At 71.5% G+C, this 18,732-nt stretch carries 19 protein-coding genes and 1 tRNA gene; 9 read left to right on the top strand and 11 right to left on the bottom strand.

The window, feature by feature from the left end; translation table 11 throughout:
- Positions 1-19: 19 nt before the first annotated feature.
- The gene (gene ispF, locus RT323_RS00925; protein WP_313404211.1) at positions 20-490 is read right to left on the bottom strand and encodes a 2-C-methyl-D-erythritol 2,4-cyclodiphosphate synthase; all 471 of its coding nucleotides are present in this window, start codon (positions 488-490) and stop codon (positions 20-22) included.
- Positions 491-513: 23 nt separating this feature from the next.
- The gene (locus RT323_RS00920; protein ID WP_313404209.1) at positions 514-1,653 is read right to left on the bottom strand and encodes a C39 family peptidase; all 1,140 of its coding nucleotides are present in this window, start codon (positions 1,651-1,653) and stop codon (positions 514-516) included.
- 137 nt (positions 1,654-1,790) lie between these two features.
- Here RT323_RS00920 and cysS point away from each other — a divergent pair, with 137 nt between their 5' ends.
- Positions 1,791-3,197, top strand: a complete 1,407-nt coding sequence (cysS, locus tag RT323_RS00915) for a cysteine--tRNA ligase (protein WP_313404208.1) — start codon at positions 1,791-1,793, stop codon at positions 3,195-3,197.
- Complete coding sequence (rlmB, locus tag RT323_RS00910; RefSeq protein ID WP_313404207.1) at positions 3,197-4,141, top strand: 23S rRNA (guanosine(2251)-2'-O)-methyltransferase RlmB; 945 nt, start codon at positions 3,197-3,199, stop codon at positions 4,139-4,141. Before cysS ends, rlmB begins: the two co-directional genes overlap by 1 nt.
- A gap of 27 nt (positions 4,142-4,168) precedes the next feature.
- Here the strand turns inward: rlmB and RT323_RS00905 are convergent, their stop codons facing one another.
- Both RT323_RS00905 and RT323_RS00900 read right to left on the bottom strand, forming a co-directional pair.
- Positions 4,169-5,452, bottom strand: coding sequence for a D-arabinono-1,4-lactone oxidase (locus RT323_RS00905; protein WP_313404205.1), 1,284 nt, complete (start codon positions 5,450-5,452; stop codon positions 4,169-4,171).
- Entirely contained in the window at positions 5,449-6,627 is a 1,179-nt protein-coding gene (locus RT323_RS00900; protein ID WP_313404204.1) for an amino acid deaminase/aldolase, read from the bottom strand. The genes RT323_RS00905 and RT323_RS00900 overlap by 4 nt, the downstream gene beginning before the upstream one ends.
- 25 nt (positions 6,628-6,652) lie before the next feature.
- Between RT323_RS00900 and RT323_RS00895 the strand changes: the two genes are divergently transcribed.
- On the top strand, positions 6,653-7,432 hold the full coding sequence (locus RT323_RS00895) for a hypothetical protein (RefSeq protein WP_313404203.1): 780 nt from the start codon (positions 6,653-6,655) through the stop codon (positions 7,430-7,432).
- On the opposite strand, the gene RT323_RS00890 is transcribed toward RT323_RS00895, so the two are convergent.
- The gene (locus RT323_RS00890; protein ID WP_313404202.1) at positions 7,433-9,250 is read right to left on the bottom strand and encodes an ELWxxDGT repeat protein; all 1,818 of its coding nucleotides are present in this window, start codon (positions 9,248-9,250) and stop codon (positions 7,433-7,435) included.
- Positions 9,251-9,326: 76 nt separating this feature from the next.
- On the opposite strand from RT323_RS00890, the gene RT323_RS00885 reads away from it, so the two are divergent.
- Positions 9,327-9,402, top strand: a tRNA-Thr gene (locus tag RT323_RS00885).
- A gap of 18 nt (positions 9,403-9,420) precedes the next feature.
- On the opposite strand, the gene RT323_RS00880 is transcribed toward RT323_RS00885, so the two are convergent.
- On the bottom strand, positions 9,421-10,347 hold the full coding sequence (locus RT323_RS00880) for an MBL fold metallo-hydrolase (RefSeq protein ID WP_313404292.1): 927 nt from the start codon (positions 10,345-10,347) through the stop codon (positions 9,421-9,423).
- A gap of 165 nt (positions 10,348-10,512) precedes the next feature.
- On the opposite strand from RT323_RS00880, the gene RT323_RS00875 reads away from it, so the two are divergent.
- Genes RT323_RS00875 through purU form a run of 3 tightly spaced genes read left to right on the top strand, consistent with a single transcriptional unit; the run spans position 10,513 to position 12,618 of the window.
- Positions 10,513-11,316 (top strand): class I SAM-dependent methyltransferase, encoded by an 804-nt coding sequence (locus tag RT323_RS00875; protein ID WP_313404201.1) that lies wholly within the window; start codon positions 10,513-10,515, stop codon positions 11,314-11,316.
- Positions 11,317-11,363: 47 nt separating this feature from the next.
- On the top strand, positions 11,364-11,702 hold the full coding sequence (locus RT323_RS00870) for a LuxR family transcriptional regulator (protein ID WP_313404199.1): 339 nt from the start codon (positions 11,364-11,366) through the stop codon (positions 11,700-11,702).
- 49 nt (positions 11,703-11,751) lie between these two features.
- Positions 11,752-12,618: a formyltetrahydrofolate deformylase gene (gene purU / locus RT323_RS00865; protein ID WP_313404198.1), complete on the top strand. Its 867-nt coding sequence runs from the start codon at positions 11,752-11,754 to the stop codon at positions 12,616-12,618.
- 4 nt (positions 12,619-12,622) lie between these two features.
- Here the strand turns inward: purU and RT323_RS00860 are convergent, their stop codons facing one another.
- The 4 genes from RT323_RS00860 to RT323_RS00845 are packed head-to-tail and all read right to left on the bottom strand — an operon-like array spanning position 12,623 to position 15,846.
- Positions 12,623-12,859, bottom strand: a complete 237-nt coding sequence (locus RT323_RS00860) for a hypothetical protein (RefSeq protein ID WP_313404196.1) — start codon at positions 12,857-12,859, stop codon at positions 12,623-12,625.
- Positions 12,856-14,022 carry an AI-2E family transporter gene (locus tag RT323_RS00855; RefSeq protein WP_313404194.1) on the bottom strand — a complete coding sequence of 389 codons (1,167 nt, stop codon included), beginning with the start codon at positions 14,020-14,022 and terminating at the stop codon, positions 12,856-12,858. The genes RT323_RS00860 and RT323_RS00855 overlap by 4 nt, the downstream gene beginning before the upstream one ends.
- Before the next feature lie 10 nt (positions 14,023-14,032).
- Positions 14,033-14,704 (bottom strand): uracil-DNA glycosylase, encoded by a 672-nt coding sequence (locus tag RT323_RS00850; protein WP_313404193.1) that lies wholly within the window; start codon positions 14,702-14,704, stop codon positions 14,033-14,035.
- Positions 14,701-15,846, bottom strand: a complete 1,146-nt coding sequence (locus RT323_RS00845; protein WP_313404191.1) for an MFS transporter — start codon at positions 15,844-15,846, stop codon at positions 14,701-14,703. The genes RT323_RS00850 and RT323_RS00845 overlap by 4 nt, the downstream gene beginning before the upstream one ends.
- Positions 15,847-15,935: 89 nt before the next feature.
- Here RT323_RS00845 and RT323_RS00840 point away from each other — a divergent pair, with 89 nt between their 5' ends.
- Positions 15,936-16,820: a hypothetical protein gene (locus RT323_RS00840; RefSeq protein WP_313404189.1), complete on the top strand. Its 885-nt coding sequence runs from the start codon at positions 15,936-15,938 to the stop codon at positions 16,818-16,820.
- 12 nt (positions 16,821-16,832) lie between these two features.
- Positions 16,833-18,083, top strand: a complete 1,251-nt coding sequence (locus tag RT323_RS00835) for an MFS transporter (protein WP_313404187.1) — start codon at positions 16,833-16,835, stop codon at positions 18,081-18,083.
- A gap of 16 nt (positions 18,084-18,099) precedes the next feature.
- Here the strand turns inward: RT323_RS00835 and RT323_RS00830 are convergent, their stop codons facing one another.
- Positions 18,100-18,693 carry a GNAT family protein gene (locus tag RT323_RS00830; RefSeq protein ID WP_313404185.1) on the bottom strand — a complete coding sequence of 198 codons (594 nt, stop codon included), beginning with the start codon at positions 18,691-18,693 and terminating at the stop codon, positions 18,100-18,102.
- Between the last annotated feature and the right edge of the window lie 39 nt (positions 18,694-18,732).

The raw sequence follows: 18,732 nt of genomic DNA, 5'->3' as shown, positions 1-18,732 counted from the left end.
GCCGAGCGGCGCGAGACGGTCAGTGGACGAGGGCCACCGCGATCGCGGCAATGCCCTCGCCGCGTCCCGTGAGGCCCAGGCCGTCGGTCGTGGTGCCCGACAGCGAGACCGGCGCGCCGATCGCCTCGGCCAGGACGGCGGTGGCCTCGTCGCGGCGCTTCGACAGGCGCGGCTCGTTGCCGATCAGCTGCACGCTGACGTTCCCGACCGTGAGTCCGGCCTCGCGCACCATCGCGGCCGTCGCTCGCAGGAAGTCCACGCCGGCGGTGCCCGAGTACTGCGGATCGGCGGTGCCGAAGTGCGTGCCGATGTCGCCCAGCCCGGCGGCGGACAGCACGGCATCGACCATCGCGTGCGCGACGCAGTCGCCGTCGGAGTGCCCTTCGAGCCCGCGCGGGGCGTCGGGCCAGTGCAGGCCGGCGACCCACAGCGTGCGACCCTCGACGAGCTGGTGGACGTCGGTGCCGATGCCGACCCGGGGAGCGTTCACGCTCACGAGGCTAGCCGCGATCCTCAGAAGACCAGGCGCTTGGCCCGCGGCGCGATGACGTAGGCCACGCCGCCGCTGCCGCCCAGCCACGCGCGCTCGAACTGCTCGCGCTTGTACGTGCGGCGCACGGCGCTGTTCGAGCGGCCGGCCGGGTCGTTGACGATGACGTCGCCACCGGACGTGAACCCACGGACGACCATGAGGTGTCCGGGCGTCGAGCTGATCGGCGAGCCGGTCAGCTGTCCGCGCGCGAAGGCGACGGACGCCACGACGGGCACGCCCTTCTTGATGTACTCCTCCATCGCCCGCAGGTTGACGAGCCGGTGCACGACGGCGTCCGCGCCGAACAGCGACGCGTAGGCCGTGTTGAACGGCCACGTGCCGGTGCCGCGGTACGAGGAGTCGTAGCTGAAGCGGGCCGCGTGGTCGACCCACGGGTCGGCGCCGGGCGCCCACGGGTAGTGCTTGGCCTGCGGGCCCATGCCCCAGTACCGCAGCACCATCGCGGTCGAGGTGGGGGAGCACCACGCCTCGCCGCCGCCGCCGTACTGCGGGAAGTGGCCGGAGTGGATCATCTGCGAGTACGCCGGGACCGGGAGGTCGACGGTCCTGGTCATGCTCGTCTTCGACGTGCGTGCCGTCTTGGACACGTAGGTCGACGCGACGCCGGCGACGTTGCGCACGATCGGCGCCTTCTTCGCGGTGCTCTTGCGCATGACCTTGACCTGGATCTGCCAGCGGTCGAACGTCTTGCCGCCCTTCGCCCGGATCGTGTCCGTGTTGAGGTAGGCCAGCGCATCGGCCTGCGTGCCGAAGGTCTGGCGCTTGCCGCCGGCGAGGGCGTAGCGCCACTCGGCGACGGCCTTCCAGCTCGAGGTCTTCGAGCCGTCGGCGACCCGGACGTGGACGCGCAGCCACGTGCCGGAGGGCATGCGGGTGACGTTCCAGGACGGCAGCAGCGCGGTGCTGGGGCGCGTGGTCACCCACGGCGAACGCCACACCTTGGCCTTGCGCGCGGTGGGGATCGTGAGGTTCGGGGTCCAGTTCGCCAACTGCGGCTTGGGGTGGCTGGCCGACGCCTGAGCAGGCGCGAGGAAGGACGGTACGAGCAGGGACGCGATGACAGCCGTCAAGGCAGCCGCCATGGGGAAGAAGCGACGCATCGGGCCAGCGTAGGCGAGGTCTGGGGCCGATGGGGGCAATGTGGCGGGAATTCCACGGGATCGACCCCGCCGCGCGAGCGGGGCCTGCGCGCACGCAGCGGCGAAACACGGCGGCCCGGGCCGATAGGCTGGACCCCGTGACGCTACACCTCTTCGACTCGGCCTCCCGTGAGATGCGACCCCTCGACCCGGTCGTGCCCGGGAAGGTCGGCATCTACCACTGCGGCCTCACGGTGCAGGGCCCTCCGCACATCGGCCACATCCGCAAGGAGCTGGTGTTCGACGTGCTGCGTCGCTGGCTGGAGCGATCGGGCCTCCAGGTCACGATCATCGCCAACGTCACCGACATCGAAGACAAGATCCTCGCCAAGGGACGCGAGACGGGCCAGCCGTGGTTCGCGGTCGCGTACGAGAACGAGCGTGCGCTGCACACCGCCTACGAGGTCCTCAACTGCCGGCCGCCCACGTACGAGCCGCGCGCGACGGGCCACGTCCCCGAGATGATCGAGATGATGCAGACGCTCATCGAGCGCGGCCACGCCTACCCGGCCTCCGACGGCTCCGGCGACGTCTACTTCGACGTCCGCTCGTGGCCGGCCTACGGCGAGCTGTCGAACCAGCGCATCGACGACATGCAGGACGCTCCCGACGCGCCGCCCGAGGGCAAGCGCGACCCGCGTGACTTCGCGCTGTGGAAGGGCCACAAGGACGGTGACCCCGAGTCCGCCTCGTGGCCGACGCCGTGGGGTCGCGGGCGGCCCGGCTGGCACCTCGAGTGCTCGGCGATGGCCGCGAAGTACCTCGGCACCGAGTTCGACATCCACGGCGGCGGTCTCGACCTGCGCTTCCCGCACCACGAGAACGAGCTGGCGCAGTCGCGCGCCGCCGGCCAGGCGTTCGCCCGCGTGTGGATGCACAACGCGATGCTCAACCTGGGCAACTCCAAGATGAGCAAGAGCGTCGGCAACACGCTGTCGGTCAGCGAGGTCGTCAAGCGCGTCCCGGCGATCGCCGTCCGCTACTACCTCGTCGCGGCGCACTACCGCTCGATCATCGAGTACAGCGAGCAGTCGCTCGCGGAGGCGGCCACGGCGTTCGAGCGGATCGAGGGCTTCGTGACCCGCGCCGCCGAGCTCGTGGGGGCGGGCGAGCCGGGCAACGTCCCGGAGGCCTTCGTCGACGCGATGGACGACGATCTCTCCGTCCCGGCGGCGCTCGCCGTGCTGCAGGGTGTGATCGGCGAGGGCAACCGGCTGCTCGCCGGCGGCCCTTCCGCGGAGCTGGCGCAGGCGCTGGCCTCCGTGCGGGCGATGCTGGACGTGCTCGGCCTCGACCCACTCACGTGGGACCGCGGCGTCGACACGTCGGCCACCGCCGACGCGCTGGGCCAGCTGGTCGACGCGCTGGTGGCAGAGCGGACCGAGGCGAAGGCCGACAAGGACTGGGCGCGCGCGGATGCGCTGCGCGATCAACTGACCGCAGCGGGCATCGAGCTCGAGGACACCTCCTCGGGCACGCGCTGGAATCTGAAGGGTGGCCACTGATGGCCGGCAACAGCAAGCGCAAGGGTGCGATCAAGAAGACCGGCAAGGGCAACCCCACCGCCGGGTCCGGCGGCCGTCGCCGCCAGGGACTCGAGGGCAAGGGTCCGACCCCGCGCGCCGAGGATCGCCCCAACCACAAGAAGTACAAGATGGCCCAGGCCGCGGACCGGCGTCAGTCGGGTCGGCCGAAGCGCCGCAACGACGACGGTCCCGAGCTGGTCGTGGGCCGCAACTCCGTCGTGGAGCTGCTGCGTGCGAACGTGCCGGTCGTGTCGCTGCAGGTGGCCGAGGGCATCGACCGCGACGACCGCATCCGCGAGATCTTCCAGCTGGCGGCGGACCTGCACGTCCCGCTGCTCGAGGTCGCCCGGGTCGAGCTCGATCGCATCACGTCCGGTGCCGTCCACCAGGGCATCGCGGCCAAGCTCGAGGCCTACGACTACGCCGACCCCGACGACCTGCTCGACCTGGCCGCCGAGCGCGGTGAGCCGCCGCTGGTCGTGATCCTCGACGGCATCACCGACCCGCGGAACCTGGGCGCGATCGTGCGCTCGGCCGCCGGCTTCGGCGCGCACGGAGTCGTCATCCCCGAGCGCCGCGCCGCGCACATGACGGCCGCGGCGTGGAAGACCTCGGCCGGAGCGGCCGCTCGTGTGCCGGTGGCCCGCGCCACCAATCTGACCCGCCAGATCAAGGCGTACCAGGACGCCGGTCTCATGGTGATCGGGCTGGCCGCGGACGGCGACGTCGCACTGCCCGACACCGACCTGCTCGACGGGCCGCTGGCCGTTGTCATCGGCAGCGAGGGCAAGGGACTGTCGCGCCTCGTCGGTGAGAACTGCGACCAGCTGGTGTCGATCCCGATGTCGTCGACGCTCGAGTCGCTCAACGCCGGCGTGGCCGCGGGCATCACGCTCTACGCGATCAGCCAGGCCCGCGCCTGACCGCTCGGCGCTCGACCACGGGCGCGCTCAGGAACCGAGGACCTGGTCCAGGTAGTCGTTCGTGAGCTTCCGCTCGGGGTCGAGCTTGTCGCGGACCGCGACGAAGTCGTCGAACCGCGGGTAGACGGTGCGGAAGTAGTCGGCGCCGAGGGTGTGCATCTTGCCCCAGTGGGGGCGCCCTTCGTGCGCCGTGAAGATGTCCTGCATCGCGGCGAAGTAGCGGGCCGGGTCGGTGCGGTGGAACTGGTGCACGGCGATGTAGACGTTGTCGCGCTCGTGCCCCGTGGACAGCCAGATGTCGTCGGCCGCGGTGAACCGCACCTCGACGGGGAACGAGACGTGCTCGTCGGCGCTGGCGTACCAGCGCTGCATCTCGCGGATCACGTCGGCGGCCGCGGCACGGGGGAGCGCGAACTCGGACTCGCGGAACCGGACGCGGCGCGGCGAGATGAAGACCTCGTGCGACGCGTCGGTGTACTCCCGAGCTCCCAGCAGCGAGCCCGAGACCGCGTTGATCCGCGGGATGAGGGCCGGTCGCTTCGTGCCGACACGCTGGACCTGCTCGTACAGGGTGTTGGAGAGCAGCTCGTCGTCCAGCAGGTGGCGCCAGCGCGGCAGCGGCGACGGCTCTGTCCCCTCGGGCACCCGGTTGTTGCGCTTCGTCAGCGCCTTGTCGGTGTGCGGGAAGAAGTAGAACTCGAAGTGGTCGTTGCCGTCGACGAGGTCGTCGAGCCCGGTCAGGACCTCGGAGAGGGCCATCGGCTCCTCGCGGGCGTGCAGCAGGAACGCCGGGACGCACTGCAGCGTGACCTCGGTGACGATGCCGAGCGCGCCGAGGCCGACGCGGGCGGCGTCGAACAGCTCGTGGTCCGGGCCGATCTCGAGCACCTCGCCGGCGGCGGTCACGAGCTGCAGCCCCGCGACGGCCTTCGCGATGCCGAAGAGGCGCGCACCGGTGCCGTGCGTGCCGGTGGACGTGGCACCCGCGACGGACTGGGGGTCGACGTCACCGAGGTTCGGCAGGGCCAGGCCCAACGCGTCGAGGCGGCGGTTCAGGTCGTGCAGTGAGATGCCGGCCTGCACGCGGACGAGGCCGCTCGTGGTGTCCGCCGTGAGCACGCGGTTCATCCGGTCGAGCCGCAGCAGCGTCGCCTCGGTGGCGGCGATCGGCGTGAACGAGTGTCCGGCACCCACGGCCTTGAGGCGCGGGTGAGTCGTCACGAGCCGGACGACCTCGTCCGTCGACGCAGGGTGGGCGATGAGGGCAGGCGTCGTGGTGACGTTGCCGGCCCAGTTGGTCCAGGTGCTCATCCGAAGTTCTTCCCCTCGCCGCGGTAGGTGGGCACCAGTGTCGCCTGACCACCTGCGTCGACGAGGGCGACCTGGTCGAATCGCTCGCACATCTCGCCGGCCTTGGCGTGCCGGAAGACGACCCGGTCGCCGACCTTCACGGTGCGGGCGATCTTGCCGCGCAGGGGCGTCTGGACCTCGCCGGCGCCCTCATTCGGGTAGAGCTCGAGGCCCTCGGGCCACACGGGCGTCGGCACGCGCGAGTCGCCGGCGGGACCGGAGGCGATGTAGCCGCCTCCGAAGCACGTCACGGCGTCCGGGGCGGGCTTGCGCACGACCGGCAGGGCGAAGAACGCGGCCGGCCGCGGCTCGAAGTCCCGGTACCCGTCGAACAGGGTCGGGACGAACAGCCCGGACCCGGCGGCCAGCTCGGTGATCGTGGGATCGTCGCGCCAGACGTCGAGGCTGCCGGTACCACCGGCGTTGACGACCTGCAGGTCGGTCATGCTCCGCACTGCCTTGACGATTCGGCCGCGACGTCGACGCAGCTCGCCCGCCGAGCGGCGCTTGACCAGCCTGACCGCGGCGCTGCTGTCGGGCAGCCCCGCGATCTGCGCGTCGTAGAACATCAGGCCGACCAGGTCGAAGCCCTTGCGCTCGACGATCGCCGCGGCGATCCGCTTGGCCTCGCGCGTCGTGTGGACGGGGGAGCGGTGCGCCCCGAGATGCGCTCCCAGCACCCGCAGCGAGGAGTCGACGTCGAGGCACACGCGGATCGGCGGGTGGTCCGCGCCGACGGCTGCGTCGATGAGGTCCAGCGCCTCGAGCGAGTCGACCATGACGGTGATCGACGCCAGCCGGCGCTCGTCCTCGACCAGGTCGGCGTAGGCGCCCCGGTCGACGCTGGGGTAGGCCAGCAGGACGTCGTCGACCCCGTGATCGGCCAGCCACACCGACTCGGCCAGCGAGTACGACATGACCCCGCTGAAGCCCGGCAGCGTCAGGACGTTCTTGATGATCGAGCGCACGCGCACGGACTTGGTGGCGAGCCGGATCGGCACGCCGCCGGCGCGCCGCGCGAGGTCGGCGGCGTTGGCCCACAGCGCCTCCTCGTCGATCATCGCGAAGGGCGGGTCGAGCAGGTCCGTGGCGCGCAGCAGGCGTGGGTACGGAGGAGTCGCGATGTGAGGGGCCACGGGCCCCAGTATGCATACTGGTCCGGTGCGCCGTCCGATCCTTCTCCTCGTGGTGGCGACCTTCGTCCTCGGGTCCTGCTCGTGGCTCGGGGGCGACGACGAGGACACGCCCGAGCCCGTCGCCCAACCGACCCCGACCGAGCGGATGACGCTGGCCGACCTGGGCCTGGCCGGCTGGCCCGTCGCCGCCGACCCCGACATCCCGCCGGCGCCGGCCCGGCCGCGCGGGGTCTCGGCCGAGGAGTACGCCCGGATGGTCCGCGCGGTCGAGGCGTGGGGCATCCAGGCCGCCACGGATCCCGACACTGTCGGCGAAGGGCTTCCCGACTCCCTGGTCGCGGCGATCGACGACGCAGCACAGGCGCAGGTCGCGCCGGAGCTGGCCCGGGCGACCGTCCTGGATCCCGCGCTCGACGTGAACTCGTCGCGCATGACGGCCGCATGGCGCGCCTCCCGCGAGGACGGCGCGGTGAACCTGTCGCTGCAGACGCGCACCGCTCACGAGGTGAAGGCGCCCGGTGGACGGGTCCGGGTCATCGGCGTGCTGCGGACGCAGGGCGTCGTCGCGATCCCCGGTTCGGACCAGTGGGGCACGATCATGGGCTGGCAGGAGTTCGGAGCCGCCGATTGCGCGATCGCCGTCGACGGCTTCCTGACACCCGGCGGCGACGCCGACGACCAGCAGACCGACCTGACCGCCTTCGCCGAGATCGGCAAGGGGTCGCAGGCCATCACGCCCGCGCTCCCCGAGGACGAGTACGTCGACGAGGACTTCGCCCGGGCGTGTGAGGCCGGCCGCGCCTGACTAGCGCTTGACCCGCAGCCTGATCGTGTAGGTCTGCGCCCGGGTGCGCGGGCTGCCCTGGCTCGGGGTGTAGGTGACCTTCACCCCGACGCGCGTGGCGACGAGGCTCTTCTTGCGGGCGCGAGCCTTCTTGACGAGAGCCTTGCGCAGCGCCTTGGTCGGGACGAGGTAGACGTTCACCCGGCCGCTGCTGCCGACCTTCTTCGCGTACCCGCGGACCGTGCGTGACTTCGTCGGGGAGAGCCGGACCGTGCCGGCGTTGGGGAGCGTCAGCGCCACCTTCGCCGTGCCTCGCTTCGGGTAGGCCGTGGCCGCGCGCGGAAGGGTGAACGTGTTGATCGGCGCCCATGAGGCCTTCCAAGGTTCGACGCCGTGCTTTCCGTCCTGGGCGCTGAAGATGACGGTGTTGCCCAGGACTCCACGAGATCCGCGGGCGGGGTAGTCGTCGTAGATGGTGAACCAGTCGCGCTGGTCGGGATTGATGTCGCGGACCAGACGGGTGCCGGTGGCCGTCCCGTCGGAGGCCCACAGCTCTCGTCCGTGCCGGGTGGTGCTGGCGGTGAAGACGACCCGGTCGCCGACCGCCTGCAGCTCCGCGACGCTGTGGTACGGGCTGTCGTCGTCGTCCTCGTCCGCGGGGGGCGCATTGGGCGAGGCGACGTCCACGACCATGCGTGTCCCGCCCGCAGTGCCGTCCGAGGTCCACAGCTCGAGGCCGTGCTTGCCGTCGTCGGCGAAGAAGTACAAGCGGTTCCCCGCGACGGTGAGTCCTTCCGCCCTGCCGGCCGAAGCGACTCTGACGGTCCCTTCCTCGGTGCCGTCGCTGCGCCACAGAGCGCCGCGATCGGTGTCGGAGGAGACAGCCGAGAAGTACACCAGGCCCCGGAACAGCGTGAGGTCCTTCGGCCAACCCCAGGAGGGCTCGCCGTGGTGGTCGGACCCGGGTGCGAGGTCCTTGAGAACGCGCGTTCCCGCCTCGGTGCCGTCGGACGTCCACAATTCCGAACCGTGGGCGTCGTCGGAGGCCCGGAACCACAGCCGTCCCTGGGCGGCGAACAGCTCGTCGGGGTGGCTCGCGAACTCGCCATCGGGCCGGCCGGCGTCGACCATGACGGTGCCGGCCTCGGTGCCGTCGGACCGCCACAGCCGATCGACACCGGCCGCGTCCTGGGCCGTGAAGAACAGCCGGCTCCCGACGGCCGTGAGATGGTCGGGCCGGCTGCCCCGGCCGCCCGGCACGATGTCCTTGACCCGCACGGTGGTGGCGGCCGTTCCGCGCGTCTTCCACAGCTCACTGCCACCGGCGTGATCGGCGACGAAATACGCGGTCGAGCCCACGGCCACGACCGCCGACTCGACCGGCAGGTCCGCCACCTTGACGGTGCCCTTCGTCGTGCCGTCGGACTTCCACAGCTGGCTCCGGTCCCCGTTCGAGTTCACGGTCGCGAAGTAGAGGTTCCTGCCGGCGACGGCGAGCAGCGACGGGGAGGAGTTGGCGCGGCCCGGCCTGATGTCCTTCACCAGTCGCGTGCCGGCCGCGGTGCCGTCGCTGCGCCAGAGCTCGTTGCCCAGGCCCGGGCTGGAGGCGCTGAAGTAGATGCTTCCGCCGAGGCGGGTGAACTCGCGGGGAGTGGAGGAACCTCCTCCACCACCGCTGCGGTCGATGTCCGAGACCAGGTTCGCGGTCCACGACCACGATGAGGCCGCTTGTGCCGGCGGTGCTGCCGTCATCGTGCCGAGCGCCAGCGCGCCGGCCGTCAGCACGATGGCGGCGCTACGACGCGCCTTGGTCAGTGGGTGTCGCAGGTCCCCGAGCATGCGTGAACGGTAACCCGCGCGATTCTCCACGCGCCAGCGTTCGTCGCTAGGATGAGCCCGGCGGCACGGCCGCCACGCCCCTGTAGCTCAGACGGTAGAGCGCTTCTCTTGTAAAGAAGATGTCGCGGGTTCGATTCCTGTCGGGGGCTCCATCGCCGTCAAATCCGCCGTCAGGGCACCCACGGGTCCTCGCGCCGCCAGAGCGTCGGCAGGTGCAGTCGCACCCCGTCACGGGCGGCCAGCTTGCTCAGCACGCGGATCGTGACGTCCAGGTCGTCGCCGGCGTACGGCAGGGCCCGCAGGGGCTCGGTCAACGGACGGAAGAAGTCGTCCCAGTGCGTCAGGACGACCCGCCGCGCACCGACGGCGGTGACGGTGTGCTGCCAGTACTGCTCGATGTACTCCTCGTCCAGCACGCCGAGCTGCCCGACTCCGAGGTAGGCAACCTCGGCGGTCAGGCCGTCGAGCGCTCCGGGGACGAAGCCGGCACTGCCCTGGACGAGGGTGTTGCCCCTGTCTGGATGGCCGACGACGAAGGACCAGGACTCGCCGCAACGGTAGGCCTTCGCCCTCGCCGGGGTGCTCAGCGACTCGGTGATCTCGCCGGGGAAGCGGTCGGGCGGGCAGTGCTCGGATGGCACGGCGGTGACGGTCCAGGGCCCGAAGGCGGTCGGGGTCCGCGCGACCAGGAGGTGGAGCTGCTCCCCGGCCAGCCCGGCGCCCCGTCCGACGTGGAGGGTGGACGCGCCGCCGGCCAGGACGGCGCCGGTCCGGCGAGCGACGTCGGGTGCGTCCATCACGTGGTCGAAGTGACTGTGGACGGGCAGCACCGCGTCGAGCGTCCTCGCGTCCGCGCCGAGCAGTCCCAGCCGCTCGAGCCCGGCGTCGATCCGTCCGGGCACGGGGGCGATCCTGCCCAGGCCGACCCGCAGCAACGACGGTCGCGAGAAGAACCCGTCGATCAGCAGCGACGACCGACCGTCCTCGAAGCACAACGTCGACACGCCCGCGAACGTCACCGACGGCCCCTCGGCCCCGGCGGCGGGGACGTCGCACAGGTGCGCATACGTGGACAGGTCCGGACGACCGAGTCTCATGCGCACGGATGGAGCCTCTCGACGACGGAACGGGAACCGTGTTTCACCCTAGGGCTCACGGCGATGGGACGGAGGTCGACGAGTCGAGAAACGGCGGCGTGGCGACGCTGGGCGACAGGCTCCTGCGTCGCTAGGGTGGTGCCCACTGCCGACGAAGGGGGCACCGTGCCGCAGATCGAGCACCGCGTCGAGTTGGACGCGGACCTGACCAATCCGGACTTCTCGGGGCGCGTCCTGACGCCCGAGGAGATCGCCGCGGGAGAGCACCGTGCCTACGTCGGAGGGGTCTGGGACACGCACGGCAAGCACCAGCTCGAGTACCTGATCTCGCAGGGCCTCAAGCCCCACCACAAGCTCATCGACATCGGCTGCGGAGCCTTCCGGGCGGGACAGCACTTCATCGACTACCTCGACGCCGGCAACTACTACGGTGTCGACGCGAACCACTCGGTGATGCAGGCCGGCTACGAGACCGAGCTGACCGACGAGCAGCGCGCCAAGCAGCCGATCGAGAACCTGCGGGCGAACGACCGCTTCGACACCGACTTCGGCGTGAAGTTCGACTTCGCGATCGCCAACTCGGTCTTCACGCACGTCTCGCTCAACCACATTCGCCTGTGCATGTACCGGCTCGACCGGGTCATGGCGCCCGGCGGCTCGTTCTACGCCACGTACTTCGTGCGCAAGAAGACGGTGCCGATCGACGAGATCAAGCCCGCGCGCCGTCGCAACAAGGGCTTCTTCACCGAGAAGAACAACTACGTCTACTACCGCGAGGACCTGCGCTGGGCCGCCAAGTGGGGCGACTGGTCGTACGAGTACATCGGCGACTGGGGCCACCCGGCCAACCAGCAGATGGTCAGGTACACGAAGCTCACGCCCGAGCAGGTGGCCGCCCGCCAGGCTGCGAAGGAGCACAAGGCCGGCCCCGGCAGGGTGCGGCGGATCGCGCGCCGGATCGTCGGCTGAGCCCGCGCCGACCGGTCGGTCGGCCCCGCAGCGGCTACGGTCGGACCATGGAGTCCACGCATCTCGATGACCTTGGCCGCGAGCTTCTGCAGCAGGCCGCTGAAGCCAGTTCCGGCCGCAGCGCCACCGCGTTGCACCGCGGGCGGCATCACCAGCTGCGCCAGACCGTGATCGCGCTGACGGCGGACCACCGGCTCGACGAGCACGAGGCGCCCGCGGAGGCGACCCTGCTCGTGCTCACCGGGACCGTGCGGCTCACCGCGGGTGAGGAATCGTGGGAGGGGTCCACGGGTGAGCTGCTGGTGATCCCCGACCAGCGCCACGACCTGCTGGCGCTCGAGGACGCGGTCGTCATGCTGACGACGCTCGTGCCGCCGCGCGACTGAGGCCCACCGGGGGTCGGCGACCGCCGGCCCACCTGAGAGCATGCATCCCATGGAGAGCCCCCAGCCGCACAGCGACTTCATCTTGACCTTCGCCTGCCCCGATCGGGTCGGCATCGTCGCGGCGGTCGCGACGACCTTGGCGCAGGACGGCTGGACCATCACCGAGAGCCAGCAGTACGCCGATCCGGACACCCGCCGCTTCTTCATGCGGGTGCGCTTCGCGGCCGACCGTGACACCGGCCTGGACGACGTGCGCGCGACGCTCGCGCCCGCGCTCGACCCGTTCGAGATGGACTGGGACCTGCACGACGCCACCGCCCCGTTGCGCGTGGTCGTGATGGTCTCCAAGCAGGGTCACGTCCTCAACAGCCTGCTGTTCCACGCCAGGCAGGGCCAGCTGCCGATCGAGATCGTCGCGGTGGTGTCCAACCACCCGGACTGGCGCGACACGGTCGAGTGGCACGGGATCGAGTTCCACCAGGTCTCCGTGACCCCGGACACCAAGCGCGAGAGCGAGCAGTTCGTCCTCGACCTCATGGAGCGGACGGGCGCCGAGGCGCTCATCCTGGCCCGCTACATGCAGATCCTGACCGACCAGATGTGCCGCGACGTCCACGGCCGCGCCATCAACATCCACCACTCGCTGCTGCCCAGCTTCAAGGGAGCCCGGCCGTACGAGCAGGCCCACCGCCACGGGGTGAAGGTCATCGGCGCCACGGCGCACTACGTCACGGCCGACCTCGACGAGGGCCCGATCATCGAGCAGGACTTCCGTCGCGTCGACCACCGCTCGTCGGCGTCCGAGCTGGCCGCCATGGGTCAGGACCTCGAGGCCCGGGCCCTGGTCCACGCCGTGCGCGCGCACGCGGAGAACCGCGTGCTGCTCAACGGCATGAAGACCGTCGTCTTCGACTGACGGGTCAGCCGCCCAGCTCGTCCTGGGCGCGGGCGAGCCACGCGAGTGCGCGGACGGCCTCCCACGTGCCGGGCTTCAGCTTCGCGGCCGTTCGCGAGGCCGTCTGCAGCAGCTCGGCCGCCTCGGGGCGGTCGGCGCTGGCGATCGCCAGGACCGCCAGCGACTCGACCGCCTCCCACGTACCGGGCTTCAGTTTCCCTGCAGTGGCGACGGCGCGTCCCAGCGAGTCCTCGCCGGTCACGAGTCCTGCTCGGTGTCCTTGACCGAGGCGGTCCGGGCATCGACCGCGGCGTCGGTCGGGTTGGGCTCGAACGAGGACTCGGCCGTGATGAGCGCCTTGTCGACCCGCTCGTTGGCGTAGCGCAGGATCTCGGCCACCGTGGCCGTGACCGGGACGGCCAGGAAGGCGCCCGTGATGCCGAACAGCGACCCGCCGGCGGTGACGGCCATGAGGACGACCGCGGGGTGCAGGTTCATGCTCTTGCCCTGCAGCATCGGCGACAGGACGTTGCCCTCGAGCTGCTGGACCAGGATGATCACGACCAGGATGATCAGCGCGTCCTGGGGCGAGTTGGTCACGAGGGTCACCAGCACCGCGATCGCGCCACTGGCGAAGGCACCGACGATCGGGATGAACCCACCGATGAACGTGATGACCGCCAACGGCACCCACAGTGGCTGGCCCACGAGGGCGAGGGCGATGCCGATCAGCACGGCGTCGATGAACGAGACGAGCGCCTGGGTCCGGATGAAACCGCCCAGCGTCTCCCAACCGCGGCGCAGCAGCTCGCTCAGGTGGCCACCGACCCGGCGGCCGCCGAGGCGCTCGACGAACGGCACGAAGCGGTGGCCGTCCTTGATGAACAGGAACGTCAGGATCAGCACGAGCACCGTGTTGACCACGACGTTGGTCGCGATGCCGACGGTCGAGAGCACGCCGCTGCTGATGTCGACGGCGCTGTCGCGCAGCCAGTCCTCGACCGAGTCGAGGGCGCTGGAGATCTGGCCCGCCTCGATGGGGAGGGGGCCGTTGACGAGCCAGTCCTGCAGCTCGCTGACGCCCTTGGCGGCACGGTCGGCGATCTCGGGTGCCTCGTCGACCAGCTGTGGGATGAGGATCGAGAACAGGAAGCCCAGGGCTGCCAGGAACGCCAACATCACGAGTCCCGCGGCCGCCGCGGCGGGAACGCCGAGGTCGCGCAGGCGCTTGGCCGGCGGGCCGAGCACGGTCGAGAAGAGGATCGCGAGAGAGACGGGGAACCAGACCATCCAGGTGTGCCCGACGGCCCAGCCCAGGACCCACAGGGCGGCGGCGATGACGATGATCCGGATGCCCCAGCGTTGGACGACGACGAAGCCCTGGTCGATGACGACGGCGCGGTCCCGGATACGTGTCTCGCTCACGCTGGCAAGACTATCTGGGCAGCTCCCAGTTCACGGGCTGAGCGCCTCCTGCGCGCAGCGCGTCGTTCGCCCGGCTGAACGGGCGCGAGCCGAAGAACCCGCGCGAGGCCGAGAGGGGACTGGGATGCGCGGACTCGATGCGCGGGACGGCGCCGAGCCGCGGCGCGAGGCCCTGCGCGTCACGGCCCCACAGGATCGCGACCAGGGGACCTCCTCGCTCCGCCAGGACGGCGATGGCGCGATCGGTGACGGCCTCCCAGCCCCGGCCGCGGTGGCTGGCGGGCTCTCCGGGCCGGACGGTCAAGGACCGGTTGAGCAGCATCACGCCCTGGTCCGCCCACGCGGAGAGGTCGCCGTGCGGTGCCGGCGCGATGCCGAGGTCGGCCTGCAGCTCGGTGTAGATGTTCACGAGGCTGCGGGGGAGCGGCCGCACGTCGGGACGGACCGAGAAGGACAGGCCCATCGCGTGCCCCGGCGTGGGGTACGGGTCCTGCCCGGTGATCAGCACCCGGACGTCCGCCAGGGGTGTGCGGAAGGCACGGAAGATCGCGTCCGGCTCGGGCAGGTAGGCGTGGCCCGCGGCCAGCTCGGCGCGCAGGAAGTCGCCCATGGCGTGGATGCGGTCGGCGACCGGCTCCATCGCCTCGGCCCAGTCGGGCGCCATCAGCTCGTCGAGCCTCATGCGGGGCTCCTGAGCGCGCGAGGAGCCAGGGCGCTGGCGACGAGGCACAGGGCCAAGGGCACGAGGAACGCGGTCGTGAGGGGAACCCAGTTCGTCAGCAGGCCGATGATCGACGGACCGCTCAGCAACGCGACGTAGCCCATCCCGGTGACCCGCGCGATGATCGCGGCTCCGTGCCGGGGATCGACGTTGCCGGCGGCGCTGAAGAACTGCGGGACGCAGCCGGCCAGGCCGAACCCGACGACCGCCCAGCCGACGATGGCGACGGCCGGGGTCGGCGCCAGGGCCGCGATGGCCAGGCCGACGGCACCCACGAGCGAGGCGGCGCGCACGAACCGGCCCGGTCCGGTCACCGCGACGACGCGATCGACGACCAGGCGCGTCCCGAACATCGCCAGGCTGAAGGCTCCGTACGCCACGGCCGCGAGCGCCTCGGACGTGCCGAGCTCGTCGCGCAGGTGCACGGTGCTCCAGTCGTAGGCGACGCCCTCGGCCAGCATCAGCGCGAAGGCGAGCGCGCCCAGCAGCACGATCCGTCCGGTCCACGGCGGGCGGCTGCCTCGCAGCTCGGGCTCCTGGATGTCGTCGCCCAGCAGGTGCGGGCGGACCACGAGCGCCAGCACCAGCCCGATCACCGCGACGAGGCAGAAGTTCAACGGGATGGGGGACGAGATCGCCAGCAGCGTGCCGCCGAGGGCGGAGGCCGCGAGGCCGCCGGCGGAGAACCACGCGTGCACCGACGACATGATCGGTCGACCGAACGAGCGCTCGACCGTCACCGCCTGCGCGTTCTGGGCGACGTCCACGACGCCGTTGGTCGCACCGAGGACCGCGAGAGCGGCGGCGAGCGTCACCGTGTCGGTCGCCAGGCCCGGGAACGGCACCGTCGCGCACATCGCGACGAGGGCGATGGTGACCGCCTTGGCGCTGCCGATCCGGTCGACGAAGAATCCGGCGGCCTGCATGCCCAGCCACGCCCACGCGCCCATCCAGAGCAACAGGGTGCCGAGCGTGGCCGGATCGATTCCGGTGCGATCCATGACGACGGGGATGTGGACGATCCATCCACCCAGCACGAATCCGTTGGTGAACAGCAGGGTCGACGTCGCGACGCGGGCCCGCTTCACCGTCGTGTCCAGCACGGATCGAGCCTAGGTGGTCGGCGTGCCCGGAGCGGAACGAGGCCGCGAGATCCCTCGGAAGTCGTCGTGACTCGGGCAGGATGAGCGCCGTGCCCATCATCGCGGGATCCCGACTCCGGGCCGGTGCCATCGGCCTCGCCCTCGGCGCCGCCGTCACCGGACTGCTCCAGGCGCTCGGCACCGTCAGCGTCCTGATCGTGCTCTCCCGTTCACTCGACCAGGCCTCGTGGGGCTCGCCGCGGCTGGCGATGTCGGTCAGCCTGCTCGTGTTCGGCATCGCCGCCGGGCTCGCCTGGGCGTCGGTCCGTGCCGGCCGGCTCGCGGCGGTGGTGGCCCTGCTGTCGGCCGTGGGGATCGCCGGCGCTGCCGTGTGGGCCGCCAAGCCCACGGTGGAGCTCGGCCTCTGGGGAGGGGCGCTGCGTCAGCTCGCGTTCGGCGCCGCCCTCGCGATGCTGGTCGCCGCCGTGGGGTGGGTCTGGTCCCGGGCATCGAGCGGGTCCGTTCGTGTCGTCGACGTCGCCCTCGGCGCCGTCCTGGGCATGGCGGCCGCACGACTCGGGGACGCGGTGGAGACCGCTCTTTACCTGGACGACGTGCCGCCCGGCGAGCACCGGACCTCGATGGTCATCGGGGCCGCCGCCGCAGCGCTGCTGACGATCGCGGCGCTGCTGGCGGTGATGGCGCTCGCGGGTCGCGTGCCCGTCGTCGCCGTGGCGAGCCTGGTGCTGGCCGCGGGAGGGCTGCTGGCCCTCGTCGTGCTGCGCGATGTGACATCGATGGAGCTCCTCATCGTGGGGGCGAACGATCGCCACCAGCTGTCGGTGCTCGTGGGCCTGGCGTCGGGAGCCGGCCAGGCGCTCCTCGCCGTGGGCCTGGGCTGGGTGCTCGTCGCTGCGCGGCGTGGGCCGACACGGTCCGTTGACCCGTACGGCTCCACCGAGGCGTCGGCGTCCCGACGCGCGCAGACCCCGTAGACTGGATCGGTTGTGTCTTCCGCCATCGCCGACTACCGCCGCCTCTGGGGCGCAGCTGGATTCTCGTTCGTCGCGGTGGCGTACCTGGGTCGCATCCCGCTGGCGATGAGCCAGATGGGCGTCCTGCTGCTCGTCGCCCAGGCCACGGGCCGATACGGCATCGCGGGTGCCACCGCCGGAGCGCTCGCCGTCGCCAACGCCGTGGGCGCGCCCCTGTTCGGGGCGCTCGCCGACCGCATCGGGCAGCGTCCCGTGGTGCTCGCGCAGTCGATCGCGGGATCCCTCGGGCTCGTGTCCGTCGTCGTGTGCGCCGATGCCGGCGTGTCCTCCGCGGTGCTGATCGTCGTCGCCGCGCTGACGGGCCTGGTGATGCCGCAGGTCGGTCCGCTGGCGCGCGTGCGCTGGCGACCCGTGCTGCGCCGCCGCGTGAACGAGGGACGCATCCGTCAGGACGAGGTCGACCGCTTCGTCGACCTCGCGTTCTCGTACGAGGGCGCCGGCGACGAGGCGTCCTTCGTCCTGGGTCCCGCCCTGGTGGGCGTCCTCGGCGTCCTGATCGGGGCGGACGGCGCCCTGCTGGCCGCGGCCGCCCTGCTGCTGGTGTTCGGGTCGTGGTTCGCGGTGCACGAGACCGCGGCCCTCGTGCCGCGTGGCAGTGAGCACGCCCCGACCCACGGCGTGCAGCTGTGGACGTCGGCCTTCCTGGCGCTCGCCACCGCCGTGTTCCTCATGGGCGTGCTGTTCGGCAGCATCCAGACGGGCACCACGGTGCTGGCCACGAAGCAGGGCCATCCCGACGTCGCCGGCCTGATCCACGCGGTGCTGGGCATCGGCAGCGTCGTCGCCGCCCTGTCGCTCGCGGCCGTGCCGGCGAGCATCCTCTACGCGACCCGCATGCTGTGGGCCTCCGGCGCGATGATCGTGCTGGCGTCCCCGCTGCTGATCGTCGACACGATCCCGCAGCTCGTGGGCGTCATCGCGGTCATGGGCTTCGCCGTCGCGCCCTACCTGATCAGCGCCTTCGCGCTGGCCGGACTGATCGTGCCACCGGCGCGCATCGGCACCGCCATGACCTTCATGGCCGGATGCACGGGACTGGGCTACGCCGCCGGTGCCTCGATCGCCGGTCGCGCCGCGGACGGCGCGTTCGGGCCGGCCGGACACACCCCGGCCTTCGTCGTCACGATCGCCTCGATGGCCGCGGCGTTCGCGCTCTCGCTCTCGACTCAGCGCATCCTGCGCAACGCCCGCATCGTCTCCTGACGCCCGGCCGCGTCCGTCAGGTCGAGGTGCGCAGGGCGGCGCTCAGCCGTTCGCGCGCGGCGGGCCACTCGTCGTCGAGCATCGAGAAGGTCACCGTGTCGCGCCACGAGTCATCGTCGCGCCGCTTGTGCTTGCGCAGGACGCCCTCACGCTGCGCTCCCAGCCGCGCGATGGCGTTCTGTGACCGTTCGTTGCGGATGTCGGTGTGCCACACGACGCGGACGCAGCCCAGGTCGTCGAAGGCGCGAGTCAGCAACATCAGCTTGGCTTCGGTGTTGAGGCCGGATCGCCAGAACCGCCGGCCCAGCCACGTGTGCCCGATCGCGACGGTCCGCGATGCCGGGACGACGTCGTAGTAACAGGTCATCCCGGCGACCTCGCCGGTGCGCTGGTCGATCTGCGCCCAGGCGACGAGGGCGGGGTCGGCGAGGGTGCGCTCGATGCGCTGTGCCGCGACCTCGGCGTCCATCACGTCCCAGCCGCGCAGGTGCTCGAACACCGCCGGGTCGTCCCCCGCGGCGGCGAGGCCTGCGGCGTGCTGTCGCCCGAGCGGCTCGAGCCGCGCGATCGTGCCCGCCAGGGGAACCGGGGTCTTCCACTCCTCGTCCACGCCGCGAGGCTACCGCGGCCGGTTGCCGGGGTGGGGCGG

It is taken from the genome of Aeromicrobium sp. (genome assembly GCF_032084975.1).
GTDB lineage: Bacteria > Actinomycetota > Actinomycetes > Propionibacteriales > Nocardioidaceae > Aeromicrobium.
This window is presented reverse-complemented; position numbering and strand designations above follow the sequence as displayed.